Raw genomic sequence first — 25988 nt, 5'->3', positions numbered from 1 at the left:
AGGATGCGATCGACTGGGCGTCCCTGTCCGGCGCCTCGAGATCCATGGCCCTGAGCGGGGCGTCGCCTAGGGTCGGGTAGCGACGGATCCCGATGACGATGGCATGGTCGTCGGAAAGGCCGTCCTCGTCCATGGCTGGCTCCCGTCCGCGCCTCTCGATCAGGGATAGGCTTGTCTGATGATCTCACGATCGGTGGGCGACAGCTCGCCATTGAAGCCGGTCGAGAAGTCGCCCACCGTCCAGGACTCCGGGATGGGATACATCATGATCGAATCCTCATCGATCTCGCTCCCCGTCACCCGCTTGGGATCGTAGTGGTCGAGGACGTTGAAGCGGATCTGGTCCATGGTCCAGTTGTTCGGCGGACCGGAAAGGTCGGCGACGACCGCGGGCTCGTTCCACACGATGCCGCCCTTCGGATTCTGATGCTCGTGGATGAGCCCGAGCGCGTGACCGAACTCGTGCAGGACCACGCTGCGCACCTCTTCGTCGCCGGACGCGTCGGTCAGCCATCCGTAGTTCATCGTCGGCTCCGCCTGGTCCGTTATCTGCCGGGAGACGGTGCCGAGGTACGACCAGGATCCTTCCCCTTGCCGGAAGGCGATGCGGATCTCGGCGTCGCCGTCGTCGATCCATTCGAAGCGGAGGTTCGCCATTCCCGAGGCCACCCATTCCTCGGCGACGAGCCGGACGCGCTGGCGGAGCGGTTGCGAACCCTCGAGGAACCGGACGCGAAGCAAGGCGCCGCTACTCCACTTCGCCTCGTCGAGCACCGCCGCCTTCTGGCCCTCGGCGACCCGACGCCCCGCCGCGGACAGGTCGTCGCGCGTGAGGCACCTGCAGAAGCGATGTTCATTTCCGCTCATCGTCGTCATCCCTCTTCTTGGCGAATTCGAACTTGCGCCGGCCGTTGCCGCAGCGATGGCGGCGGCGCCGCGGGCGATCCCTGCCGGCATGCCTGCGCCCTCGGTTGCGAGCTGCTCGCTCCAGACCTCGCAGGTCTCGTCCAAGGTGGCGGCGAGGAAGCGCTTCGTGAGGAGAGCCGCCGCGACCGTCGCCGCCGCTGCCGGAAGCGCGAACGCGCTTCCCGCCAGGATGCCCGCCAAGCAGCCTGCCAGCGCTCCCGATCCGAGGCCGAATGCCTCGCGCAGTCTCGTCCGATCGGATCTGTCGGCCTCGGCCGAGCCGCACGACAGCGCGTGGAGCTCGCGGTGCAGCCGCGCCAGGACGCGCCTTCCCAGAAGATAGGACGAGTCCGATGAGCCGTCGACGCTGGAGGCGGGAAGAAGGACCTGCAGCGCGGAGAGCCGGTTCGCCGGCGGCGCGGCCGGAGAGGTCGCCAGCATCATGAGGCGTCCCAGCTCCCGATAGAGAACCGCGTCGGAATGACGGCGAGCCAGTTCCACCGCCTGCGGCCCGATGGCGTCCTCCGGGTTCGCGTCCGCCTGCGGCACATGGAAGGACCGAGGCGATGCGGATGGGTTCGCGAGACCGCCTGCCGGCTGCGGCGCGGCGCCGAGCGCGGTGCGGAAGCGTCCGGCGACGACGCCGAAACCTTCGTCGTCGGGGTGGAGCTCGTCGTACCAGTCGCCGTCCGCGACGGCGCCGCGGCAGTCGACCAGGGTCACCCGGGGTCCGATGGCGGGATCGCGGATCAGCCTCGCGAGGCCGTCGTGGAAGCGGTCCACGATCAGCCGGACGATCTCGCGCTGCAGCGTCGGGTCGGCGACGCCGATGTCGTTCAGCGGCCGCCCCAGCCAGCGCCCGTTCCGCGGGATCGCATGATCGTATGCGTGTATGAAGACCGGCGTCGAGGGCGCGGCCGCCCGAAGGCGAGACAGCAGCCTTCGATAGTCGTCCAGCACCTCGGAGAGTCGGCGGTCGAAGGCCTCCCGAAGGTGGTCCTGAGCGGCATGACGAGGACGGTGGGGCTCGACGACGTGCTTCAGGCGTCCCGCGCCGAGCAGGTCGTTGCCTCCGCCCGACAGCAGGACCGCGTCGGGCCGCTCCGCCAGCACCGCTCCGACGAGTTCATCCTGCTTGAGATAGTCGACGAGCGTGTCTCCGGCCCCGTCCAGGCTGAAGACGGCGAACGCATCCTGAAGATGGTCGACTACGTCGTCGAGAAGAAAGGGATACTGGAACCACGAGTCTCCCTCGCTGACGATCCTGGGGCCCGTCCATCCCGCGATCTTCCGGCGATAGCGCTGATGACGCCGCCAGCGATCGATGGCGTTCAGGGAATTGAGGACGAGCGCCGACTGCGGACGCACGCCTTCGCTCGGACCGGGACCGACAACCATCGACGGGTTGACACGCACGCTTGGAACGAAGGTCGAGCTCCGCGTGTCGTCCGACATGAGATATGGACGGATCTCGGCGTCGGAAACCGTCGGATCGAGCAGCATGCGCTCAAGTTCCGCGACTGGGATCGGCTGGGCGTGCGGGGCCACGTCGTTCATCTTCGAGATCCGGAGAAGCGAGTTGACGTCGGTTGCTCGGAAGGCGCCGATCCGGCGATCCACCGATGAGGATATGCCGGGAACTCCGCCGCGCCGGCCGGACCGCCTCGGGATCTACCAGTCCGCGGTTGCGCCCCTGGTGTCGATATGGACAAAGGAACGGTCGGGATAGAAACCGATGCCTCCGGTGAAGGTGTCGGCCGTGTCGCGAACCTCGCGAGCGACCTGCCAGCATTCCCCGATCGGCTTCTGCGGACAAGTCCAATCTATGGCGTTGAAGCGCATGTGCAGGCTTCCGCTCTCGCCGCCGATGCAGGAGTTGTATGGCTTGCTGCGATAGACTGACAGAAGATGTATGGGCGCCTGGAGCCTTTCCCTTATCTCGTCCACCATGAGCGCCGTGGACCGGAGGTTGCCCCAGAGTTCCTTCGGGGGCAACGAGTTCTTCCCGCGGCAGTTGCCGGCTTGATTGCCGCTGCCGAGGAACAGGAACTCGATCGACCTGAAATGCCGTAGTCGGAGCTGCCTGACGAAGTCGTCGAACGACTCGTAGTCGAAGGATTCGAGCGCCGCTCCGGCGAACGCTTCGGCAAGCCGGGCGCGAGCGGTCGGGACATCGTGGAAGGTGTCCCGGTCGAATCCGTTTCCGATGGGTTCGACGCTGAATTCGCCCGAGTCGATGCCCGTGCCGACAGGTTCGAGGATCTTCGACGCGATCTCGCCGAGGCGGTCCGGAGCGGCGGATCCCTGCATGGGATGGATGCCTTCCGCGCCGGGCATGCCGACGGCGTTCCTGGTCAGATCGGCATTCATCTCCTCGACGGTCAGGCCGGCCTCGACCGCGGCCACTTCCACGCCGTCTTCCAGCTCTTCGTCGTCGGCCAGCGCGAAGCTGGCCCCAAGCCCCAGGTAGGCTCCTATGCCGTCGGCGAGGGCGACGGCGATGCGGTCGCGGTAGTCGGTCTGCCGTAAACGCTGCTCCTCGTCGGCACGATCGAGGAAGCTGACCTCGACGAGGCAGCATGCCGTAGAGGGATGATGACCGGACGGCTGGAGCACGCCAAGCGCCTGGGTCTTGACGCCGCCGTGACTCCGATTGCGATCGAAGAGGCCGGTGGCCCCGACGAGCTTGGGCTGGACCACCCGGCACAGCGTTGCCGAGGCCGGACGATGCTGCGTGTGCACGAAGGTCTCCGTGCCTTGCGCATTGTGGCCGACGGACCCGTTGAAGTGGATCGACAGGAAGACCGACGCCGCGCTGTCCCTGGCGACCGCGGCACGGTCACGGAGCCCGAGGTTGTTGTCGCCGTCGCGCGTCAGGATCACCGTATGGCCGCGTCCTTGAAGAAGCGATCGAAGGCGGCGACCGACGTCGAGCGTCAGAGTCTTCTCGAGCGTGCCTGCCGGACCCACTGCGTTGTTGGCGCTCGATCCGCCGAGGGCGCTCTGGCCCCCATGTCCCGGATCGATGACGACGGTGGCCATGACATCCTCCCTTGAGGCGCAGACAAGTTGAGGGCCGATGACGATCTACAGGACCCAGGAACGTCGATCCCCGAATGGGCCGACCATTCGACTACCCCCTCTCGCGGCCTTGCCGTCGTGACTGGCTGCCGTAGCTCTTCCCTCGTGTCGGGAAGCGGGCGACGCCGAGTGGCAGGCAGGCACGCAGGAATGCGATGCCAGGCATGCCCGACGGCATGATCGTCGAGAGACCAGGCGAGGACGTTTGCGCCGCCTTGCGATCGGCGCGTGCAGTCGACATCGATGCAAACGTCGGACGTGCGCCGCCGGACGATCGGCAAGCTACGTCGGAGGTTGTATTTCCTGCATTGGGCATGATGGCATTTCAGGCATCCGAGAGGACGGAGTTCGGCCAGATGGAAATACGTGGTGGCTGACTGCGGCGGTCGAATGATCGAACTTGAGATGCTGCAGAGCATCGTGGCATCGTCGTCGTGACAGGATCGTGACGAGCTGTCAGGAGGTGTCGGAGCTCGCGCTGCTTGCGCCGTACTCAGGTCCGATCCGCCAGCCAAGACGCTGCTGCGTTCATCACCCCAAGGCCGGGAGCCACGTTCGAGACGCCGGCCGGGTCGGTTCGCGCTCGGGTGCCGAACCTCTCTGCGCGAAGACGATGGTGCCAGGCTTTCGAGTGGGCGATCCTGCTGCCATGACGAAAGCAAGATCGGCCTCCGCCATGACGCCTGGCTCGGCCCTGTCGGTCGATGCCGGTGGCCGGTCCGTCCTCTGCACGTCGCTGAAGGCTGCGGGCGCGCAGGACGTCGGTGGCCGGCTTTCGGATCTTCGTCGTATGTGATCCGGTCCTTGTGGAGCGAAGGGGTTCCGAGGACCGGTCCGACGTCAGTCGGCGCCGACGCGGCAGGTCGCCCGATGGCTCGAGACGTCGGGAGCGTGGCGGCCGTCCGCGACGGCCGCCATCGTTCTGGTCAGCTGGAGCTGCCGGGTCTGGAACTTCGCGTCGCGTGGATGGAGCACGACGACGTCGTCGCGCATGTCGGCCAACCGTTCACCTGCACCCTCGATGCCGATCTTGACGGTCCCGTCGCTGCAGGACTCGATGCTGGATACGCTCGGCGCCCCGTCCGCAGCTCGGAACGCCATCCCTCGATTTCGTCCGGCCCGCTCTCGCACGACCGGCGGTCTCGTGCTTGCGGTCGACGCGGCGCGGACGAGGCAAGACGTGGACGCCGGCACGGCATCTTCGTCGGCCTTTCCGTCCAATGCCCCGGATGGAAGCCATTTCGGCTTCGCGGAGTGTCGGCGACATGGCCTGGTCGAGCGGCCGCCCTCATGTTCGCTCCTCGTCGAAGACCGTCACGGTCCCGTCACGGGGCGCCACCTAGATCCCAGGTCTGGCTTGTTCGCTCGCGAGGGGAGCGCGCCTCGGAAACGCGCGATCGAGGACTCGATGATCAGGTGACGTCGCGACGGTTGCTTCTGGCGTGCGAATGATCTCCGACGGCGGGGTCGGCACGATGAGCCCGGTCTAGCTCCGGCTGGAGGAGAGGCTGCATGACCTGCCCGCAGCAGCTCGCCGCGGCGAACCATGGACGCGGCCCTTTGGCGGCGCCGCACTGATCTTCGAGCGAGGAGCATCGCATGGACGGGATCGATGTCCTGTCCCCCGCCGATCGCACGCCCTGCCGAATGCCTGCCGTGCTGCGGACGAAGGCGGAGAAGACGGATCCGCCGAACGCTGCCTTGCCGCCCACGCACCTTCACCTCTCTTCCAGGCCGATACCCGTATGCCGATCCTCAGAACCCTTTCCCGGCGCATCCAGCCTCTGCACGCACCTGCGGATCCGGCAAGGGAAGCACGCATCGTCGATTTCTGGATCGAGAAACAGGAACTATCCAACTGGTGCTGGGTCTCGGCGCTGCAGTCCATCTCGAACTACGGTGCCGAGACCTACTGGAGCCAACGTGAGGTGGCGGCTGAGATCTTGAAGGACGACGAATGCCTGCACCATCCCGACAAGTTCGACGAACCCAGGAACATCCGCTCCGACCTGGAGGAGATGGGGGGAATGAGTCTCCATCTGGATCGGGCGCTTACCGAATACGGCGTGAGACTCCGGGTGGATGGGCAGTCCCTGGCCGTATGCCTCATCGGTTGGGGTAACGGCACCTACCACTATGTCCTGGTTTCGGGCTGGGACGAGATCGGAGGCGACCTGTTCCTGCATGTCTGCGACCCGGCCCATGGAGGCGGTCCAGCTCGAGTGCCGTATTCCGACTTGCTGCTTTCGTACAACGAGAGGAATGTCGACTGGGTGCAGTCGACAATCGTGACGGGATTCTGACATGCTGACATTCGTAGAGGGCGTCCCCCGGAGCGCATTTCGCAAGGCAGCGGAAACGGCCGCCGCCGGAATGCCGGCGATGGGCCTGGATGGCGCCTTCGGCATCTCCGATCTGGCTTTCCAAGGGTTCGGGACGGCGGGGGACACGCTCGAGTCCATGCGACCCGCCAATCTCGTTCAGGTGGCGTGGAAGTTCGCCGTCCTCGAAGACGAGCGCCTCGCCGCCATCGTGACCGTCCGCAGGCGCAACAGGGCGATGGTCGCAGGCCAGATGGAGTTCGCACATAGCCGCCCGGCGATCGTCGAAGCTCTTCGGATCGCCGACGAGTTCGCGCTCCAGGAAGGGGTGCACGAGATCAGGTTCGTCGACATCCCGATCGTGGATGCGTCGTTCCTGTGGGTGACGGGCGATCGTCCGATGTTCGTCGACCGGACGGAGCCGAGAAGTCTCACCGAGGACGAGCTGATGGACGAGCTCGCTCGCCGTCTCGATCGGAAGGCTGCTCCTCGTCCCGATCGAACTCCCCGTCCCCGTGGTTCTGCGGGACCAGGTCGCGGGTGACGACCGAGAGCCGGCGCGTTCCGAGGCACGCCGGCTTCGTCCAGCCGGACCTCGAGACCGCCATCCGACACCCGGGCGATCTCGTGGAAGCGGCCGCGGTCGCGGCCGCTGAATCCTACGAGGTCGCTACCGGAACCGGCTGGATCGTGCATCTCGCCTGATGGATCCACTCGCCGATGGAGCCCGCGAGCCGGATCTGACGGTGCCCGCCGAGCGCGTCTTGCCGGCAGCCATGACCGGCTGCGTCCGATCGTGCACGCACCCGGATGCAGCCGGCGCTCGACGACCTTTCGGCCGTCGGAGGCAGGGCGACCATGGCGTCTCCGCACGCTTCCGGCATTCGGGCGAGCTCCCCGGGCGAGGGCCGCGCCGGGTCGCGAGCTCCGGATGGCCGCCGTCGGCGATGTCGCCAGGCGCTGCGTCGAGGACGGGCTCGACAGAGCCGCCGTCGCGCAGCTCCGCGCACGGGCGGAACCGGACGTCATGCCGCCGACCGCGCTCCTGGTCGATCGCGAGCACATGGCCGTCACGCTCCGGTGACGCATCCGAGGGCAGGATCGCGCCCGCGGCTCGATGGCGGACCGAAGCGGCGGCCGCGAAGCCGGACAGGGGCCTGAGCGACTTGACCATCGCAGCGCACTCGAACCGGATCGGCCCGGACGAGCGCCTTGGAGTGCCGATCGGCACCACCGCTTCGACAAGGCCGGCATCGGCTCGCTCGACCGGTTGCCGCGCCGATCTGCGCCCTGATCCGGCGCCGACCCAAGCCTGGAGATCGATGACGAGCCCGGCGGAGGCCGTCGTCACATGAAGGCTTGCAATGGCTGGAGATTGCCACCCTATCCGTCGCGGCGTCGACGGCATTCGAATGGCGATGTTCGCCGAAGGCCGCGACCACGTCTCGGAGTCACGTGCATCGACCTCGACAAGGCCGACTCGAAGCCGCGTCCCGCATGTGCGACGATGGCGTCGATGGCCCAGGTAGGGACAGGGGTTCCGTCGGGTCGGGCAGGAGACGCCCATGACCATCCGGCATGCATGACGATCGCCAGCGGAGGAGTGCCATGAGCGTCGCGTTCGATCATCTCGTCGTTCTCGTGCACGATCTCGAAGCCACGGCCCGCGACTACGAAAGGCTAGGGTTCACGCTCAGCGAACGTCATGATGCGATGGTCACGGGCGTCGCGAACCGCTTCGTATCCTTCGCCGACGGCTCCTATCTTCTCCTGAGCGCCCTTGGCGATCCGGCGTCGCCGGGAGCCAAGGCGTACAGGCTCGCGCCCTTCCTGGCGGAGGGGGAGGGGTTGGTCGACTACGCCTACGTGGTGGACGACGTCCGGGCTGCGGCGGCTCGCCTGCGAGCCGCCGGGCTTCCCGCCAAGGGGCCGCTCCGAACCATCGGCGCCTTGATCGGTGGCGGTGCATGGTCGCTCGACCTGCTGTTGACGGGCAAGGGCAGTGGCGGCGAGGACGCGTTGCCGTTCCTGGTGAGCGACGTGGAGGGGCGCAGCCACCGCATTCCCCCTGCGTCCGTCCACCGCAACGGCGCGACGGGCATCGCGGGCGTCCGCCTTCGCGCAGCTTCGGCCGCCTCGATCGTGCGGGCTCTTGCGAGCATGACGGGAGAAGAGCTCGAGCCGGACGCCTCGACGGCTGGGGCGAAGTCCCGGTACCGCCTGGGCTCAACCTGGCTGGAGATCGTCGAGGACGGCGCGATCGCTCCAGGGCATGGTCGCCTTGTCGAGGCCGTCCTGACCACCGACGGATCCGGAGTGCGACCGGATCCGGCCTTGCTTCGCAGGGCTGCCATCGCATTCTCCTGACGACCTTGCCCGGCTCGCGCCGCTCGCGCCCGTCCGCGAGGTGATCCGCCTCGGGAGCCGTTCCACAAGCTGCCGTCGACCCGTGCTTCGGTGACGTCCGGAGCCGGGACGAGCAGCCGACGGCGCATGCGGGCCATCGCCTTCGAAATCGGCAACGGCAGGGACCTGCTTCCTGGCCGAAGGGGTCGTCGCGAACTCGCCCGCCGCATCGGGCATGCCTTCGCCACGGTCGGCATCCGACCGGCGCTACCAAGCGCATGCAGCGCCGAGCCGGGAACCGAAGCGCGTCGACGTGCTGCTTCCTCGTAGATCCTCCCGGCCCTGCTTCGGATGGGATGGGGTCGAGGCGACATGGATCGGCGGCGAGCGCTCGTCAAATCCCATGGGACCGGCCGCCGGCCGTGATCCGCGTCGCGCAAGGTCCGACCGGGACGACCGGGCAGGGCACGACTCCCTTCTCGCTGCGGGTGGCTGCCTCGCCGCATCCACTCCCGACATGGATCGAGGTGCGGCTTCGACGCCGACCGGGGCGGTGCCCTTCTCGGCCGGCGGACATCGTCGATACGGGCTCGTGACACCGATCCGCAGGTTCGGGCGAGCGGCCCAGCTTCCTCCGGCCTGGGGCCGGTCTGGGCCGTGGATCCTCCAGCCGGGCGCCGCGCCGGGGCCGGGAAGGACGCGACCGGCTTCCCGGGCATGGTCGTCATGCCCACTCGCCTGCGCCGGGAGGATAGTCGGGCATCGCGTCGACGGGATAGATGCCCATCCGCATGGACGCATGGCGGCCCAGCAACACCGCCCGTCGCGCCGCCTCCGGGCCCGGATCGAGGCGCCGGCACCGGGCCAGGGTGTCGGCCGTCTCCTCCCCGGATGGGGAGCCCCCATCGAGGCTCGCATCGGCGCTCGCGTCCCAACTGCCCTCGTCGACCAGCCTGTAGTCGCGCTTGGCGAGGAGCGCCGCACGTTCGCCGGCAGGATGGAGCGGGTTCCCGATCTCGCCCGCGAGGCCCGGCTTCCTTCGCTCGATGACCACGGCGTCGAGGGGGTAACGCAGGGCGGTGTGCTCCACCTCGTCGCACAGTCGGCGATCCATGAGGCGTGCGACGACCTCTGCCGGCGTCGCCGTCGGCCCCATGGTCCTGATCTCGCCCGCCAGCGCCCAGTGGCCGGCCTCGTAGACGTGGTTCCCGTGGACGACGGCGTATCCGGAGATGGGCCCCGGGCAGACGGCTAGGACGAGTGCGTGCATCTCTGGCGGACTCCTTCTGAAGGCGAAGTGGGGTGGGCGAGGACCGTCGCTCGCGGCGGCGATCGGCTGCCCGGGAGCAGTCCCCGGGAGGCCGAACGGCGTTGCCGTGACGCCGGCGGATCGATTCTCCGTCGCTTCGGCGGGGAGTCGATCCGCCGCAGCGGCGGGCGCGAGTGGCGAAGCGGGGCTGGATCGAACGAGGGTGAGGAGGCTGGATCCGGCGATCGACGGAGATCGAGGGACGATGTCGGAGCTGGATCGGGAGGTCGACGGCGCCGATGGCTCGTGCATGGCCGGGAAAAGGAACATCGATCCTGTCACGCTTCCGTGATCCATGGGGGGGAAGGTGCGGCAACCTGAAGTGACCCTCGGACGAGGGAGGGTCGTGCGCGGAAGGGCGGCAAGCCGCATCTTCCGGCCGCCTGGGCCTAGATCCGGAGGCCTCCTGATGGAGCGGGGATCTACTTGCACGATGCTTTGCGGATCGGTCGCAAGTCGCTGCACGTAATGGATTTTTTGGTGTTTTTCGAGAGTCCTGGAATAGTGGATGAAGGAAGTTTCCAGAATCCTGACCGAACGGTGACTCTCGCCCGCTGCCGGGACATGGCGGTCGCGTCCTGCGTGCGACGGCCGCTTCGTGACCGGAGGCGCTGGCAGACGCCCTTGGGGCTTCGACGCCGTCCGTTCCGACTTGCGGAAGCTCCGCGGGGCAGTCGGCGTGTGACGGGTCGTCCGGCCTGTGGCGAGCTGCGAGGGAATGGGGAGCATGGCCGCCCTATGGGCCCGGACGTGGCTGGTTACGATCGAGCTTCGCGCCCCTGGCCGCCGGCCATCGAGCGAGGCGGGCCGCGGGCATCGTCACGCAGAGCACCGGCAGGCGAACCGGATCGGAGGCGTCGTCGGTCCGGTTCGCTTCCCGCAGCCGTCGGCACGTCTTGGCGTCGTTCCCCCGCGCGGACAGGGCCCAGCTCTCCGGCGTCACGAGCAGGCGCAGCATCGACGCGTCGGACCGGGCGATCGGCCGAAGGTGCACGAGCAGCGAGGAGGTCGGCTCCGCCTCCTCCCGGCACTCCCGAGTTTCCAGGACGGCGGTCTCCTCCGCCGGCACGCCGTATTCCGCTTCGACCCAGCCCGACTGCATCGGTCGGAACTGCCGGGGACCGGATGCCGGCGGGCGCGAGGACGAGCCCAGCCTGTCCAGGACGTCCATCGGGGTCGGCAGCGCCAGGATCCACGCGACCGCCGTCGTTGCGCTCCGGTCGGGGCGGCTGAGGGCGTCCACGAAGCGCGCGACCTCCCACGGCGGTCGGCCGGCGCGCCTGGCGAGCGCTCGCCGGGGCATGGTCACGCGCTCGAGCGCGACGTCGAGGATCTCGACCGGCAGGTCGTAGGCGTAGGCGTAGACCTCGGCGGTGCGACGAGGGATGGGCGTCCGTCCGGACTCGTGCGACCGGTAGGTCTCGACAGGCCATCCATAGGTGCGTGCCGCGGCGGTGGGTGTCGCGATCCCGCAGAGCGTCCTGGCGCGGCGCAGGGCTGCCGCCGCCCGTGCGGCTCCCCGGCGGGGAATGGAGGCGGAGTGCTCGCCCGGGCGCGGCAGGAAGCCGGCGGCCTCCAGGTCGGCCGGGCCGGTCGGCTCCCCGGTTGTCAGCCAGGCCGCCGAGACGCCGAAGGCAACGGCGTAGCGGTCGATCCAGCGCTGGATCGGCGTTCGATATCCGCATTCGTGGGCGGCATAGGTGCCCTCGGACCAGCCATGGTCAGCCGCCGCTTCCCGGAGCGATGGGAAGCCGCCTCGGCGGCGTGCGGCTCTCAAGCGGTCCTGCGGACGAAACTCTGGCGCTCTGATCATCATGGGGTATATTTACATATACTTTGGAAGGATCTCAAGTCCAAGTCTTAAATTAGCGTCGCGTGCGGCCGGTCGCGAAGGGGAGACGGCGCTCGTGGGACGCCCCAGGAGAATAACATCATGTTTTATATGAACTATTAATTCCGATAGGTTTGCGGTTTCATGTTCGTGTTGCTCCTTACCTTCACATTTACCAAGAGCCCGCTCTACCCAGATCTCAAAGGAAAAAAAGGTCAGACTGGCATTGAAGAGCAAGCATATGTGGCCATACGTAGCATAGATGTTCGATTTTATCTTGAGGGGGGAGATTTATTATGGCGCCGATGGTGGCAGGATTTCCAAAAACTCCTTGAATCACCGATCTGAAAACCAGGAGCTAACCGCACCCTCGAAATTCATCCTTGAGTTGAATTTCCCGATCCGATCTCCGTTCGACCGGCTGGAAAGCCCTAGGTCATGGGGTCTTGCCAACAACCTGAACGATCTCCAACCTCATGGGCACGCCACGCCGATCACCAGGAGGAAACACATGCGGATCTCGGTCACACACGCCGCGCAGCCGGTCGAAAGGACGGCGGCCGCGAACGACAACGAGGACCTCGTCGCGTCGGCGCAGGCCGACTTCAGGAGGGCGTTCATGGCCATGACCATGGCCGCCAGGCGCCCGTCCCGCCGGCGCAGGAAGGCCCCGTCGATGCCCGTGGCCGGAGAGCGCGGATGACCGTCATCGAGCCCGGGCCAGAGCCGATCTACCTTCGATTCTCCCGTCGGAACTGCGACGAGGAGGACGCGAGCATCCTTCTCCAGCAGGAAGCGTGCCGGTCGCTCGTGCGGGCGGCCGGGCTTCGGATGGTTCCGCCGCCGCGCGAGCCGCCCCCCGGGCCCGGCGCGTCGACCTGCGACCCCGGATCGGACCCGCTGTCCTAGCCTCGCGATCCTTTCCGTCCCGGACCGCACGAGGCGGGCGGGACATCCCACGCGGACGGCGTCGACGCGACGCCATGACGTAAAGGACCCATGACATGACCGCCAGACACGAACTTCCTCCCGCCGCGCCGGAGGAGCGTGCGCCGCCCGACGGACTCGACCTCGTCCAGGCGTTCGCGGAAGCCCGTCCCCCCAGGTTCTCGGACGCCATCCTCCGCCGCCACGATCCGGCGCCGGCCCTGGCCTCCGAAGGATCGATCGTGGCGACCTACCCCGACGATGACGACGACGACAACGAGGACGGCGGGCCGCCGATCGACCGCCCCGGTCTTCGTCTCCTGATCGAACACGCCACCGCGGCGAGGTTCTTCGACCTGCCGCCCACCGCCCTCCCGCGTCCGAACATGTCCCCGAGCCTGCGGATGTCGGCCTCAGCCATCCTCCGGTCGTTCCGGGAGGAACCCTCCAAGTCGCAAGCGGTCGCGAACGCGCAGGCCGCGCCGGAAGAAAAGGATACGACCAAGTGAGCATCATGGACGTCTTGTTCCCCGCCTCCTCCTTGCCGGACGATCCCGTCCCGGCCGGCGACAATGACAACTGCCTCGACGCGGCCGCCTACGGCCGCTTCTCCAAGCTCAGCAAGAACCACTCGAACCGAAAGAGCGCGACGCAGCAGCTCGACGCAGCCATCGCCTACGCCCCGAGCATGGGATTGCGCGTCGTCGAGACGTACGTCGACGAGGACGAGAGCGGCGTGGCGATGATGAATCGCCCCGGCTTGTTGCGCATGATCCGCGATGCCAAGGCGGGCAGGTTCAGGGCCGTGATCCTGAGCGACATCTCGCGCCTGGGCAGGAACGCGGCCCACATCGTGCCCCTCATCGCCTGTCTCGACGAACTCGGCATCCCGCTCTTCGTGATCGGCATGGGGCGGCTCACGGCGCAGATGGCCATGTCCATGGCCGTCGTCGCCGAGCAGGCGATCGGCTACCAGAAGGCCGCCACGTCGATGTCCAAGACGGCCAAGGCCGCCAACGGCGAGGCGGTGACGCGACCCCCCTTCGGCTACCGCCACGTTCCCGGCGGCGTCGAGCGATTCGTCAAGGAGCCGAAGGAAGTCGCGATCATCCACTACGCCATCGAGCGCCTGATGGCGGGGGCCAGCATCGCGGAGACGGTGTACGAGCTCAACAAGCGTGGCATGCTGGGCGACAAGAAGGCCATCTGGTCGCACGCCTCGCTCGTGGGCAGCCCGGAAACGCCCGGCATCTGCCGGAACCCCTTGATCGCCGGATACCGGGTCTACGGTCGCACGACCTCCCGGACGAGCACCACCACCGGCAAGCCGGTGAGCACCCCGGTTCCCCGGAGCAAGTGGACGATCGTCGAAGTGCCGGACCTGGCCATCGTCGACAAGGAAACCTTTCGCAGGCTTCAGGATCGTCTCGCCGCCCGCAGCACGGATCCGGGCGTGCGCCCGAGGGGGCCGCGCAGCCTCCTGACCGGCAAGATGCGATGCGTGAGGTGCGGCGCCAACATGGTTGCCGTGAGCGGCTACCCCAATGCCTACTACGTGCGTTGCCGGATCGCGAACCGCGGCGGGGATTGCAGTTCGTACAAGTCCTTGGATCGGCAGGTGGTGGAGAACTCGCTCCTCTCGCGGCTGCAGAAGCTCGTCAGGTCGGGATCGCTCGACGAGCTCGCCGCGGCGGAATACCGGAGGCAGCGCGGCGCGCGAGAGGAGCTCGAGGTCCAGGAGCTGCAGAACGCACGCCAACGCCTGGCGGAGAACGCCCGACTGAAGGACTCGCTGGTGGATGCCGTCGCGCAGGGACGGCTTCTCCCCGCCTGGGGAAACGACCGCATGATCGACCTGGATCGCCGCATCAAGGCGGACGGGCTGGAGCTCGCCAGGCGGGAAAGAGATCTCGAGCAGCTGCGGGAACACGTCCTGCCCATCGAGCGCGTGCGCCATGCCCTGACCCGGATCAGGCAGGTGCTGGAGGAGGGGGGCGGCCAGGCCAATCTCGCCTCGCAGGCGGCGGACCAGGTCCGCAGCCTGTTCGACACGGTCGAGGTGACCGGCGAGCACGATCGCTATCGTGTGAAGGTGAAGGGCTTCCTCGCCTTCGAGACGCAGATCCCGAGGCGCTCGGTGGGACGTCCGTCGAAGTCCGCCTCGCAGGCTTGATCTCCGGCGGCGGCCGGGTGGCTCGCCGGCGGGCCGGGAACATCCGCCCGGCCCGCTTCGGCGGGCCGGGCGCGCGCCGGGTCTGGCCAGCGCAGATCGGCGTACAAAGTGGACACGGATCGGCGCGGTGGATCATCGATCGTGCTTTCTCGAAGCGTGCCGAGAGCATCGCCGATCAACATCGTCGAACTGGCATCGGACGGTGCTTCATCATGGTTGGCGCCCCGTCCAATGCTTGGCATCCGCACGACAGGGGCGGCGACGTACAGCCGGCGTTCCGAGTGCCGACGCGGAGGCGCCTTCATCCGCGATCGGGGATCCATGGCCAATTTGCATTTTGCAATATTTTCTTGCACGACGGGCTCGCGCAAGCCACATGACGCGCTGGAGGGTCCAATGACGTCGGTACACGTCGGCATCAGGTTGAAGGCTCTGCGTGCGGAGAGGCACCTCTCGCAGGAGGACGTCGCCCATATCTTCGGTTTCGAGAATCGCCAGACCGTCGCCCAGATCGAGGCCGGGCAGCGGAAGCTGTCAGCGGAGGAGCTGGTGAGGGCCGTCGAGGCCTTCGACGTGCAACTCGACTACTTCACGAACCCCTTCCTGATCGTCGGAGAGGCTCGCTTCTCCTGGAGGCGCAGTCCGAACGTGACTCCAGGAGAGCTAAGCGACTTCGAATGCAAGGCGGGCGAGTGGATAGGCGCCTACCGTGAACTGAGCGAGGGCATCGGCCAGAGATTGCCGGCGGTTCTGCCGCGTCTGAGCCTCACGAGGGGCAGCAGCTACGAGGAGGCAGCGGAGGCCGGCGAGCGCATCGCCGCGGAATACGACCTGGGCGACGTCCCGTCGCAGAGACTCGTCGAGGTCATGCAGGAAAGGTTCTCGACCCTTGTCCTCATGGTCGATGCCCGCAGGGGCATTTCCGGAGCTGCCTGCCTCGTGCGGGATCTCGGAGCCGCCTTGGTCAACCGGCACGAGGCGCCTGGCCGCCGCAACTTCGACTTGGCTCACGAGTTCTTTCACCTCCTCACCTGGGATGCCATGCCGCCGGAGCACATCGACGGCTCGAGTCAAGGCAAGGCCCAGAAGAGGATAGAGGAGATGGCGAACTGCTTCGCCAGCGCATTGCTCATGCCTCGGGCCACCCTCGACCGCTACGACGGACCGGTGACCGACGCGGCCTGGCTGAACGCCACCGCCTCGCAGCTGCAGGTGACGGCCCTGGCCCTGAAGTGGCGTCTGAGGAGTGTCGGGCGCATAACCTCGAAGGTCGCGCAGGAATTCGACGACGGTCTCCTGGTCAACAACGGCCAGGCGCAAGCATCGCCGGCCGATCCGCCGCCGCCCTTCGGCCGCCGGTTCATGAAGGTCGTGGCGGCCGGCATCGATCACGGCAAGATCTCGGTTCGCCGTGCCGCTCGCCTGCTGGACGTCAGCATCGACGAGCTCGGCGAGCTCTGCGACATCCATGGCATCGATCGTCCCTTCGAGCTGTGAAGGACGATCGATGCCGGTTCACGCAGGTACCTTGCTCGTGGATGCGAACGTCATGCTGGAGGCGCATCGCACTGACTGCTGGCGAGCGCTTGTCAGCCGCTATCGGATCGAGACCGTGGAGGAGTGCTTCGAGGAGACGCAGACTGGCTTCCAGCGTCGGCGCCCGGAGGAGAACATAGACGGTCCCGAGCTTCGGGCGTCTCTCGGTGCGGTTCATACCGTGACCTTGCTCCAGCTCGCTCGGGTCGACTTGCTGGGAGGAACGGTGCTCGACTATGGCGAACGCGCGCTCTGGGCTCATCTTCTCGAAAGAGAGGATGCATGGATCGTGTGCGGGCCGGATACCGCGAGCATGAAGTTCGGCTGGAAGCAAGGAAGGCGCGACCGGCTGACCTGTCTCGAAAGGCTGCTCGGCGACATCGGACATCGTCCCAAGGTGGCCTTGCGGAACAACTACGGGCAGGCTTGGCACGATGCGCTGATGCACAGGCTCGCCATGGGACTTCTCGGCTGAGACCTTCGCTCCGCAGTGGTCGGGCCTCGACGATCGCCGCGAAAGCGGCGGCTCGGAGCGGCTTCGTCGACCGCTTCCCCGCCTCAACCGACGCGGCGCCGGCATTCTCCATGGGGCGCCCGTCCGGTTCGGTCATCGAAAGGGAGCGCCCCGGGACGACGGGCGCATGCTCCCGCCGAGCGAGGAAGGCGACGGCGAGCCAGTTCGGCATGACCGCACGGCGACGGAGGTCGTCGCCGGCGAGGAGCATCCCGCGACCGCGACGTCGCGCACGCGCGTTCGACGGCCTCCACGAGGTCGAGGCGGTCGCATCGTCGACCTGCCTCGCGCGCTTCGGCCGCACCGCTGCGCGGCCATCGCCAGCCCCTGGTATCCGATCGCCTCAGCCTTCGGAAACGCGCGCCGAGCGCCGGGGCGATCCGGATCTCCTCGTCGCGGACGCGCCGGAAGCCGCCGCGGCGGTGCGCCGGATCACCGCCGCCTCGTGGTCCTGGTCGGCGATGCGGCGGGCGAGCGCAAGGGCAAGCTCGATCAGCCGTTCGCGAAGGGCTTCGTTGCGCCCCAGGTCGACGTCGATCAGCCAGATCGTGCTCTCGTCCACCGGGTCGCGGGGCCTGGAAGAAGCGTTGCCCGTCTTACCGGCCGGCGGCCTCGAGTGGGTGCCCCGCGACGCAGGAGCGCAGCGCTTCCGTTTCGAGGAAGTCGCGGCAACCTGGACTCGAGGCGCTTCGCGACGACGCATGGCATCGCGGTGGATGTTCGCGTCGCGGTCGTTCCCGTCGTGGTCGAACGGGATCGAAGGCGGGGCGTCGGGTTCGACGACGGCGCCTCCCTCGCCGTCGCCGAGAGCATCTCGAACGGATTCGTATCGTTGCGCCATGAATGGATCCCCCGCGAGAGCGTCGGCCGCCGGTAGTTTTCGTATTCGGAAAATACAGGTAGTGAGCGCCGTCGTCGGCGCCAAGAGAGCCTTCCGCCGTGGTTAACGCGAGATTGCGGTGCGCAAGCGGTCGACAGGTGCAAGCATGGGACGCGGCGTGACGGCGGGCTTCGGCCCCGCCGCGGACCTGGAGGCTTCGTCCGTCCGGGTCGTTCGGAATGTCCGACCGGTTCTTCCGGACGGACTGTCGACCGGCGCCTGATACCGCCGCGCGTTTGAAATGACCCTTTTCGGCATTTGCCGCGCGGCGGCAGCCCGCGCGGCGTTTGAGCGTTCTTCCGGCACCGCGTGAACCGGCCCAAGGGGTCGGTTTATGAGCGGGCCGGTATGACTTCGATGCCGGTCGAGCCGGTAAGCTGTTGGGTCATCCAGCTCCAGGCAGCTCGACCCACCTCGGCGATCAACACCACGGGCGACGCGACCGCATCGAGATCATGTCCGGGCGTTCGAAGGACTGGCGACGGGTCGCGGCCCGCTACGGCCGGTTCACAACGGTCTTCCTCTCAGCCATCTCGCTCGCTGCCGCCGTCCTGTTCTGGCCATACCGATGTGTCCTGAGCTTGAACACATCGGGAGCAAGCGGCATGCCTCCTAGGAGAAGGGGCGCAAAGGCAAACCTGCCTCTCGCTCGTTCCAGGCCTTCGATCGAACCAGCAGGTCGCCGGCATCGATCTGGATGTTGACGCCGCCCATCATACGGATCCGCATCGAATGCCAGCGCCGATCGGCGTGACGGCATGCTCGGCTTTCTGACGCCGGCGACTGCAGATGGCTGCGCCGACAGACGCTCAGATCTTCGAGAGCGCGTGTCCGATAAGTGCGTAGAACGCTCCCTTGTCCGCATCCGTCAGCCAGAACGCGTTCGCAGGCCGCCCGGTCACGCCGTTCACGTCCACGATCGTCTGGCCATATGCGAAGCCCGGCGACGTCTCGATTTCCACGTTCAAGGCCCTGCCGGAGAAGATCTCGGGCATCAGGAGCCACGCGATCACCGCAGGATCGTGGAGGGCTCGCGGCGCCCCGGCCATCAAGGAGTTCCTGTAGAGGTTCAACAGCTTCCCGACCTGCTGCGCGAGCCTGCCGCTGCCCATGGTCAGGCGTCCCAGCTCGTGTTCCGTGAGCAGCAGTCTCGACGTGACGTCCAGCGACACCACCGTCTTGCGGATAGGGGCCGAGAAAACCCGCGCCGCAGCGTGCGGATCCACGAACATGTTGAACTCGGCGACGGCGTTCATGTTGCCGCCCTGGGAAGCCCCTCCCATCAGCACGAGCTCCCTTACCCTGCAGGCGATCTCCGGACACTTGGCGACCGCCAGGGCGATGTTCGTCAACGGTCCGAGGGCGCAGATCGTGACCGTGCCCGCAGGCTTCGACAGGACCGTCTCGATGAGCCAGTCCGCGGCGAACTCCGGACGTGGCGCGGCCGAGGACACGGGTAGGTCCCACCCGTCCATGATCGCGGCGCCGTGCAGCTCTTCCGCCGTCACCAGGCCGCCGACCAGGGGGGAGGCCGCCCCCAGATAGACCGGCACGTCTTCCCGGCCCGCCAGGGCGAGAACCTTCAGCGCATTCGCCGCCGTGCTCCTCACGCTGATGTTTCCGCAGACGGCGGTGATCCCCAGGACGTCGAGCGCATCGCCGTGGGCCAGGGCCAGGAGGATCGCCAGGGCGTCGTCCTGGCCGGGATCGGTGTCGATGATGATGGAGTGTCTGCACATGGATGCTGGCCGCCGTTCGAACGGTGAGGGGGAGCGATGCCGAGCTCGCCCGGTGGGCTCGCGGATCTCAGCCGTTGGCGATCATCGTGGAGACGATCCGGCGAAGCGAGACGCTGCCGACGATCGCGCCGTCCGCTCCTAGGACATCGGCCGTCTCGGCCCCCGAGCCGGCCATGATGCGGGCCGCCTGCTCCAAGGTGATCGCGCCGTCGACGGTCACTCCCGACCCAGGCGGCAGGGCGGCGCCGTCGCTCGACATCACCGCATCCACGCGGACGAAGCGCCCGCGGTTGACCTCGCGCACGAACCTCCTGACGTAGTCGTCCGCAGGCTCGAGGACGATTTCCTCACTCGTTCCCTGCTGCACCACCTCGCCGTCGCGCAGCATCGCGATCCGGTCTCCGAGCCGCAACGCCTCGTCGAGATCATGGGTGATGAATATGATCGTCTTGCGAACCTCCTCCTGGATCCCGAGCAGGACATCCTGCATCTCGACGCGGATCAGGGGATCCAGAGCGGAGAACGCCTCGTCCATCAGCAGGACGGGGGCGTCGACGGCCAAGGCGCGGGCAAGCCCGACGCGCTGCTGCATGCCGCCCGACAATTCGTCGGGATACTTGTTCTCGAACCCGTCGAGACCCACACGCTCGAGCCATCGCATCGCGGTCTCGCGGCGTCGGCGTGCAGGAACGTTCTGAACCTCGAGCCCGTATGCCGCGTTCTGGAGCACGGTCCGGTGCGGCAAGAGGCCGAACTTCTGGAACACCATCGCCGTGTACGTGCGGCGGAACTCGGTGAGTTCTGACCCGTCGAGCGCGAGCACGTCGATTCCGCCGATCGTCAGCTTCCCCGAGGTGGGTTCGACGAGCCGGTTGATATGCCTGATGAGCGTCGACTTTCCCGACCCGGAGAGCCCCATGATCACCTGGAGGGTCCCGGGGGCGATCTCCATGTCGATGTCGCGCAGGCCGAGGATGTGCCCATGGGATCGGACGAGTTCATCCTTGTCCATCCCGGCCTGCACCATCGGCATGAACCGAGCCGGCGTCGGTCCGAAGATCTTGTAGAGCCCTTCGATCCGTATGCCGACGCTGCGGGCGGTGCGTTCAACCACGGCCGATCCCCCTGTGCCGCTGGAGCCGCTCGCCGTAGGCCTGGCTGATGCGGTCGAAGACGATGGCGATGCCCACGATCGCCAGGCCGTTGAAGACGCCCAGGGTGAAGTACTGGTTCGCGATCGCCTTGAGGACCGGCTGACCCAGGCCCTGGACTCCGATCATCGCGGCGATGACGACCATGCCGAGAGCCATCATGATGGCCTGATTGACCCCGGCCATGATCGTAGGCAGGGCGAGGGGAAGTTGCACCGTGAACAGCTTCTGCCGACCCGTCGACCCGAACGCATCCGCCGCCTCGATGACCTCGCGATCCACCAGCCTGATGCCGAGGTTCGTCAGCCGGATGATGGGCGGCAGGCTGTAGATGACGACGGCGATCAGTCCGGGCACGCGTCCGATCCCCAGAAGCATCACCACCGGGATCAGGTAGACGAAACTCGGCATCGTCTGCATGACGTCGAGCAGTGGGAGCACGGCTTTCTGCAGCCGCTCCGAGCGCGCGGTGGCGATGCCGAGGGGGATGCCGAGGACGATCGTCAGCATGCTGCAGACGAAGATCATGGACACGGTCTTCATCGTGTCCTCCCACATGTCGAACAAGCCGATCAGCACGAAGATGGAGACACATCCCAGCACGAGCTTGATGCTTCGGCTTCCAAGCCAGGCGACCAGTGCGACGAAGGCGATCACCAGAGGCCATGGCACGGTCAGCATGAAGCGCTCGAACCCTCCGAGGGCGACGTGCAGCGGGTGGAAGACGAGATCGGCCGCGGAGCCGAGTGCCCGCGCCACGTCCCTGAACCAAGCGTCGACCGAGGTCTTGAGCGCCGTGAGAATCCGTCTGTCGATATGCGGAAAAGAAAGAAGCCAGTCCATTCTCGGTCGTCTCGTCTACAGGGAGAAGCCGGGCATGCCCGGCCGAACGGCAGGCTTGCCCGGCTATCCGCCAGGACTGGCCTGCGCGGCACTCGCAGCGGAAGGGGATGGGCCGCCCGCACCGTCGCGGCCCATCCCGGTCAAGCTGCCGGACCTTCCGCGCTTCAGAGTGCGCCCTTCACCTTCTCGGCGATCTCCGGGGATACCCACTTGCTCCAGATTTCCGGATTTTCCGTCAGGAAGTGCTGCGCCGCGTCCTCGCCTGTCGCCTGGTTCTCGTTCATCCAGGCCAGCATGTCGTTGATGGTTTCCTTCGTCAGCTCGCGCTTCTCGAGGTATTCGACGATCTCGCCGTTCTCGTCGGAGAACTGCTTCGACACCAAGGTCTTGACGTTGTCCGACGCGGCCCAGGCGTTCGCCTTCGGGTCGGCGCAGGCAGCGTTCGTGGTGCAGCGCGTCCATTCGACCGGATCGTGGGGAACTCCCAGATCGACCTTCACCATGGCATAGCGGCCGAGCAGTCCTGTCGGCGACCAATAATAGGCTACGATGCCCTGCTTGCGCTCGTAGGCGCGAGAGATGGCGCTGTCGAGGCCGGCCAAGGAGCCCGGATCGACGAGATCGAACTTGCGATCGGCCATCTGGTTGGCCTTGTAGAGCTGGGCCGTCACGATCGTGGCGCCCCATCCCGGCGCGCCGTTGTAGATCGCGCCGCGAGACGGATCCTCAGGATTGGGGAAGAGCTCCGGGTGGTTCAGGATTCCGGCAAGCGTCGCGAGTTCCGGATTCTCGTCCACCATGTATCTCGGAACCCACAGGCCCTGGGTGCTTGCATCCGAAAGCGGGTCCGAAAGGGCGACGATCTTCCCGTTCTCGATGCCTTCCTTGTAGAGCGCCGGAACGACGTCCACGGCTCCCTCCGGAACGATGTTGGGCTGGCCCTTCTCGATCATCGATGTGATGGCCGGAACGGTGTCCCCGGCCACGAGATCGGCGGTGCAGTCGAAGCCGTTGTTCAGGATGAACCGATCCACCGACGCGAGAAGCTCTGCGGACATCGAGCTCATGTCGGCGATGGTGACGTCCCCGCACGACGCAGTCTGGGCTTGCTGACCGGCGAAGAGCCCGACCATACCCACGACAGTTGCAGCCAGAATCCTCAAGACACGCTCCTCCAAGCTTGTTGTTCGTCCGCGGGTTGTTCCAAGATCGGAGGCGAGACCGGGGTTCGGGCCGCTCGATGCGCTCCCGCGCCTGAACCCGTGCCTGCACCGTCCTTGCTCGTTCCGGGCCGGACGTCGATTCTTCGGACGCCGGAACAACCAACCCGGTCGTTTCTATCAAGGGGCGTGACGGTCGTATCGCGCAAAAAAACACCGTGCGTCGACTTGTCCGCCCCTTCCGGATCCAGGTTCCCACGCCTGCGTCGCGAGGTTCCAGGCCCATGTTCAGGCACGTTGCCGTACGGCGAAGGACGAGTCGGCTTTCGCCGCAAGCGCATCAAGGCGACGTTCCCGTCTGCTCGCGCAGCCAGGCCTGGAAGACCCTTGCCGCACGAGAAAGCGGCTTCCTGTCGCTCCATGCCAGGCAGAAGCCGATGGGATCGGTGAGCGAGAGACGAGAGAACCGGACGATCCTGCCCTGATCGATCAGGGGCCGCACCATGGCATCCCAGCCGAGCGCAAGCCCGCAGTTGGCTTCCGCCGCCGCCAGGAGCACGGTGTACTTCGCGAATCTCTGGCCCCGCAGACCCTGGTAGATGATGGCCTTCTCCTGGAAGAAGTCCTGCCACCTCGGCCAGTTCGGATTTGTCCAGTCCAGATGCAGAAGCGGCAACTGCCAGAGGTCCGATGTTTCGCTGTCGCGATGCTCGTCGGCGAAAGCCAGCCCACAGACCGGATAGATGGTGTCCTCGTACAGCCGCTCGCTGCTCTCGTTCGGCCAGGAACCGGTGGAGGGCCTAATGGACAGATCCACCTCCGCGCCACGGAAATCGCTAGGCTTGTCGGGAATCAGGTAGTGGATCGTGATCTCGGGGAACCGGCGCGAGAAGTCCACCATTCGCGGCATCAGCCAAAGCGTGGCCAAGGCTTCCGTGCAAGCAAGGGTTACGCTCTCCTCCGGCTTGTCGGACTTGACGATCCTGATCGTTTCCGACCAGCGGGAGAAGCTCGTCGAGATCTCGGCGAAGAGATCCTGCGCGGCCGCGGTCAGCTGCACGCCATTCTTGCCTCTGATGAAAAGCTTGAAGCCGAGTTCGTCTTCGAGCCCCTTGATCTGACGGCTTATGGCGCCTCGGGTGACGTTCATCTCCTCCGCTGCGCGGCTGAAGCTCGTATGGCGCGCGGTTGCTTCGAAGACCGCCAGGCTCGTCAGGGAAGGAAGGCCGTAATATCTCCGTATGGTCGTCGTTCCCTCTCGATCCACCCCGGTTCGGCGGTCCACCTCGCATATTAGTTCAAGGTGGGTCTTCGCGCCACCGACGGCGTGAGAAAGGGATCCGTCGATCTCGATCGGCGAGGCCGGGACGACGTCGAGCTTCAAGGTCGCAAGGCATCGGTGCGTGACATGCGATCGGATGCGGGAACGCTGGATCGTTCGCGATGCCCGAGCCGGCGGCGCGACACGGCGCCGATCGCATGCTCGAGCTGCCGATCGCATGCTCGAGCTGTAGAAGGACCGCCCGAGGAGGTATCGTCACGTCACTCCGACCCACGCCATGCATCGGGACGCCGTCGCCCGCCTTCCGGGCGATCCCGTCGCCGGCTTGGTCGCGCCGTTCGGGATCGGTCGGCGGGCGGCCGAGCGCATGTGCGCGGGCAAGGCTTCGATGCGGCCCGAGATGCTGGAGCGGCGGGGCACCACCCGTCGGCATGAGCGGCTCGGGCGGCAGAAGCGGTGCGATCGCAGCTCGGAGACGTCAGGAAAAGGTGGACGCGCCATCCCTTCCAAGCGCGAGAGGAAGCATTTCGTCAGATGCTCTTAACCGGACAGCCACGTCGGATACCGTAGAGAGGTCCTGGATGATGGACCAGCTCGGAAAGAAATCTTGTTCGGTCAGTTCCGTGAAAAGAGCCGTAGAATCTGGGACCAGATCAGTCTCGAGGAAGTCCGACTGTTCATAGGACCGAACGCCGAGAGCTTCCGTCGAGCGGCCCATGGCGCGCATGCCGCCGCCTATGGCGGGAAGTCGGCTTGGTTCACGTGGTCATGGGGTGCTTTCGTCTTCAGTTTCGCATGGTTTGCATACAGGAAGATGTACTCGGCGGCAGTGCTGTCTGTCGCAGTTCCCTTGGCCTGCGCAATCGTGTTCGGCTTGGATCTGGATAACTACATCTTCGTCCTGGCTGTGATGGCGAAGCCGATGTATGTCGCGCATGCTGCCAAGCGGGTCTTCGACCTGAAGGCCCGGAGAGACTACCGAGAAGAGATGCTGATCTCCCAAGGCGGAGTGTCGATGTTGGCCGGGGCCATGGCCGGGGTGCCATGGCTGCTCATCATGGCATCCTTCGTGTGGCACGTCGCGGTCCTTCCGGGCCGATGAGCGTGCTTCGAGAGATCCGCATACGGAACGTACCCGTCGATCGTCTCGCCGCGATGTCCGCTCGGCTCGAGTGCTGGCAGGCCTCGAGCATCATGGCTGCGTTCTGGATCGAGTATGAGCCTGTCGCGAAGCGCCTTGGTGTGCTCCTCGCCATGACGGCCGGGCGAGGGGCATGGACGGAATGGATGCGCCGGCGTGCGGTGCCGCCTGGCTTCGACGCCGATCGACCCGGCAAGCTGTCGAGCCCGTGGATCCAAGCGGCTTGACGAATGTCGACGATCGACACCGCGAGACCGGCGAGACCGGCCCGCGAGGTCCGTGGGAGCGCTGCGGCGACCCATTGCGATTTCGTAGAGGATTGGCCCTTATCCAGATGCCATGGATCAGGACGCCCTCATCGCCCGTCTTCCGGGCAACCCGGTCTCCGCTCTGGTCGCGCTGTTCGGAATCGGCCAGCGGACGGCCGAGCGCATGTGCTCGGGCAAGGCGACGATGCGGCCCGAGATGCTGGAACGGCTGGCCGCGGCGGTCGATACCATCGAGCGCCTGTCGCGGGAGATGGACTCCAGCGCCGAACCGAACGTGTTGTGGATCATGGCCGCCCGATCGCTCGAGTCGTCGCCGGTCGATTGACGGTTCCGTAGTCCGCATGCGGTAGAGAAGAGGCACGTCGGTCGGCTTCGGATCGCGACTCCGGCCGACGCGACGACATGCTCGAGCTTGCTGACGTCGACGATTGCAGATGGCGGCGCCGATCGACGATGGACCTGCGATCCACTTGAATCCGGCGCTTCGACCTGCTCCGGTGAGGGCTCGGCCTGTTCATCGAGATCCGCGGCGATCGGCCGAGCGGCCCGGCGGACGGCCTTGCGATCGGTCCGCGCAGA

23 protein-coding genes are annotated in these 25988 nt (G+C 66.6%); 12 read left to right on the top strand and 11 right to left on the bottom strand.

Annotation, left to right across the window (positions count from 1 at the left end; translation table 11 throughout):
• Positions 1 to 159: 159 nt before the first annotated feature.
• The 3 genes from FZN60_RS02955 to FZN60_RS02945 form a co-directional block, all read right to left on the bottom strand.
• Positions 160 to 2463 (bottom strand): GDSL-type esterase/lipase family protein, encoded by a 2304-nt coding sequence (locus FZN60_RS02955; protein WP_158870940.1) that lies wholly within the window; start codon positions 2461 to 2463, stop codon positions 160 to 162.
• Positions 2464 to 2577: 114 nt separating this feature from the next.
• On the bottom strand, positions 2578 to 3948 hold the full coding sequence (locus FZN60_RS02950; RefSeq protein ID WP_158870938.1) for an N-acetylmuramoyl-L-alanine amidase: 1371 nt from the start codon (positions 3946 to 3948) through the stop codon (positions 2578 to 2580).
• An 879-nt stretch (positions 3949 to 4827) separates the two neighbouring features.
• Positions 4828 to 5088, bottom strand: a complete 261-nt coding sequence (locus FZN60_RS02945; RefSeq protein ID WP_158870936.1) for a hypothetical protein — start codon at positions 5086 to 5088, stop codon at positions 4828 to 4830.
• A gap of 644 nt (positions 5089 to 5732) precedes the next feature.
• Here FZN60_RS02945 and FZN60_RS02940 point away from each other — a divergent pair.
• The 5 genes from FZN60_RS02940 to FZN60_RS02920 all read left to right on the top strand — a co-directional run bounded on the left by FZN60_RS02940 (position 5733) and on the right by FZN60_RS02920 (position 8675).
• A complete protein-coding gene (locus FZN60_RS02940; RefSeq protein ID WP_158870934.1) occupies positions 5733 to 6290 on the top strand; it encodes a hypothetical protein in 558 nt (185 codons plus the stop codon).
• A gap of 70 nt (positions 6291 to 6360) precedes the next feature.
• Positions 6361 to 6852, top strand: a complete 492-nt coding sequence (locus FZN60_RS02935) for a hypothetical protein (RefSeq protein WP_158870932.1) — start codon at positions 6361 to 6363, stop codon at positions 6850 to 6852.
• On the top strand, positions 6849 to 7013 hold the full coding sequence (locus FZN60_RS02930) for a hypothetical protein (RefSeq protein ID WP_158870930.1): 165 nt from the start codon (positions 6849 to 6851) through the stop codon (positions 7011 to 7013). The genes FZN60_RS02935 and FZN60_RS02930 overlap by 4 nt, the downstream gene beginning before the upstream one ends.
• A gap of 226 nt (positions 7014 to 7239) precedes the next feature.
• Positions 7240 to 7392 carry a hypothetical protein gene (locus tag FZN60_RS02925; protein WP_158870928.1) on the top strand — a complete coding sequence of 51 codons (153 nt, stop codon included), beginning with the start codon at positions 7240 to 7242 and terminating at the stop codon, positions 7390 to 7392.
• 524 nt (positions 7393 to 7916) lie between these two features.
• A complete protein-coding gene (locus FZN60_RS02920) occupies positions 7917 to 8675 on the top strand; it encodes a VOC family protein (protein WP_158870926.1) in 759 nt (252 codons plus the stop codon).
• A 703-nt stretch (positions 8676 to 9378) separates the two neighbouring features.
• Here the strand turns inward: FZN60_RS02920 and FZN60_RS02915 are convergent.
• Positions 9379 to 9924 carry a hypothetical protein gene (locus tag FZN60_RS02915; RefSeq protein ID WP_158870924.1) on the bottom strand — a complete coding sequence of 182 codons (546 nt, stop codon included), beginning with the start codon at positions 9922 to 9924 and terminating at the stop codon, positions 9379 to 9381.
• Positions 9925 to 10699: 775 nt separating this feature from the next.
• Positions 10700 to 11740: a helix-turn-helix domain-containing protein gene (locus FZN60_RS02910; protein ID WP_158870922.1), complete on the bottom strand. Its 1041-nt coding sequence runs from the start codon at positions 11738 to 11740 to the stop codon at positions 10700 to 10702.
• Between the two features lie 316 nt (positions 11741 to 12056).
• Here FZN60_RS02910 and FZN60_RS02905 point away from each other — a divergent pair, with 316 nt between their 5' ends.
• The 5 genes from FZN60_RS02905 (at position 12057) to FZN60_RS02885 (ending at position 16905) form a co-directional block, all read left to right on the top strand.
• Positions 12057 to 12497: a hypothetical protein gene (locus tag FZN60_RS02905; RefSeq protein WP_158870920.1), complete on the top strand. Its 441-nt coding sequence runs from the start codon at positions 12057 to 12059 to the stop codon at positions 12495 to 12497.
• A gap of 466 nt (positions 12498 to 12963) precedes the next feature.
• Positions 12964 to 13230 carry a hypothetical protein gene (locus tag FZN60_RS02900; RefSeq protein ID WP_158870918.1) on the top strand — a complete coding sequence of 89 codons (267 nt, stop codon included), beginning with the start codon at positions 12964 to 12966 and terminating at the stop codon, positions 13228 to 13230.
• Positions 13231 to 13235: 5 nt separating this feature from the next.
• A complete protein-coding gene (locus tag FZN60_RS02895; RefSeq protein WP_210253407.1) occupies positions 13236 to 14894 on the top strand; it encodes a recombinase family protein in 1659 nt (552 codons plus the stop codon).
• Positions 14895 to 15125: 231 nt separating this feature from the next.
• Positions 15126 to 16391 carry a helix-turn-helix domain-containing protein gene (locus FZN60_RS02890; RefSeq protein ID WP_158870914.1) on the top strand — a complete coding sequence of 422 codons (1266 nt, stop codon included), beginning with the start codon at positions 15126 to 15128 and terminating at the stop codon, positions 16389 to 16391.
• A 10-nt stretch (positions 16392 to 16401) separates the two neighbouring features.
• A complete protein-coding gene (locus FZN60_RS02885) occupies positions 16402 to 16905 on the top strand; it encodes a hypothetical protein (RefSeq protein WP_158870912.1) in 504 nt (167 codons plus the stop codon).
• Between the two features lie 382 nt (positions 16906 to 17287).
• Here FZN60_RS02885 and FZN60_RS02880 read toward each other — a convergent pair whose 3' ends face one another.
• From FZN60_RS02880 to FZN60_RS02855, 6 genes are all read right to left on the bottom strand, one after another.
• Positions 17288 to 17869: a hypothetical protein gene (locus FZN60_RS02880; protein ID WP_158870910.1), complete on the bottom strand. Its 582-nt coding sequence runs from the start codon at positions 17867 to 17869 to the stop codon at positions 17288 to 17290.
• A 764-nt stretch (positions 17870 to 18633) separates the two neighbouring features.
• Entirely contained in the window at positions 18634 to 19563 is a 930-nt protein-coding gene (locus FZN60_RS02875) for a nucleoside hydrolase (RefSeq protein WP_158870908.1), read from the bottom strand.
• Positions 19564 to 19630: 67 nt separating this feature from the next.
• Entirely contained in the window at positions 19631 to 20596 is a 966-nt protein-coding gene (locus tag FZN60_RS02870) for a quaternary amine ABC transporter ATP-binding protein (protein ID WP_158870906.1), read from the bottom strand.
• Between the two features lie 73 nt (positions 20597 to 20669).
• On the bottom strand, positions 20670 to 21557 hold the full coding sequence (locus FZN60_RS02865) for an ABC transporter permease (RefSeq protein ID WP_158870904.1): 888 nt from the start codon (positions 21555 to 21557) through the stop codon (positions 20670 to 20672).
• Between the two features lie 164 nt (positions 21558 to 21721).
• The gene (locus FZN60_RS02860; RefSeq protein ID WP_422570096.1) at positions 21722 to 22720 is read right to left on the bottom strand and encodes a glycine betaine ABC transporter substrate-binding protein; all 999 of its coding nucleotides are present in this window, start codon (positions 22718 to 22720) and stop codon (positions 21722 to 21724) included.
• Between the two features lie 337 nt (positions 22721 to 23057).
• On the bottom strand, positions 23058 to 24101 hold the full coding sequence (locus tag FZN60_RS02855; protein ID WP_158870902.1) for a LysR substrate-binding domain-containing protein: 1044 nt from the start codon (positions 24099 to 24101) through the stop codon (positions 23058 to 23060).
• 505 nt (positions 24102 to 24606) lie between these two features.
• Here FZN60_RS02855 and FZN60_RS02850 point away from each other — a divergent pair.
• Complete coding sequence (locus FZN60_RS02850; protein WP_158870900.1) at positions 24607 to 25101, top strand: DUF2628 domain-containing protein; 495 nt, start codon at positions 24607 to 24609, stop codon at positions 25099 to 25101.
• 378 nt (positions 25102 to 25479) lie between these two features.
• A complete protein-coding gene (locus tag FZN60_RS02845; RefSeq protein ID WP_158870898.1) occupies positions 25480 to 25734 on the top strand; it encodes a hypothetical protein in 255 nt (84 codons plus the stop codon).
• Positions 25735 to 25988: the final 254 nt, after the last annotated feature.

The sequence above is a fragment of the Antarcticirhabdus aurantiaca genome (assembly GCF_009765365.1).
Classification (GTDB): domain Bacteria; phylum Pseudomonadota; class Alphaproteobacteria; order Rhizobiales; family Rhizobiaceae; genus Antarcticirhabdus; species Antarcticirhabdus aurantiaca.
Note: the sequence above shows the minus strand (reverse complement) of the source record. Positions and strands in the feature narration are given on the sequence as shown.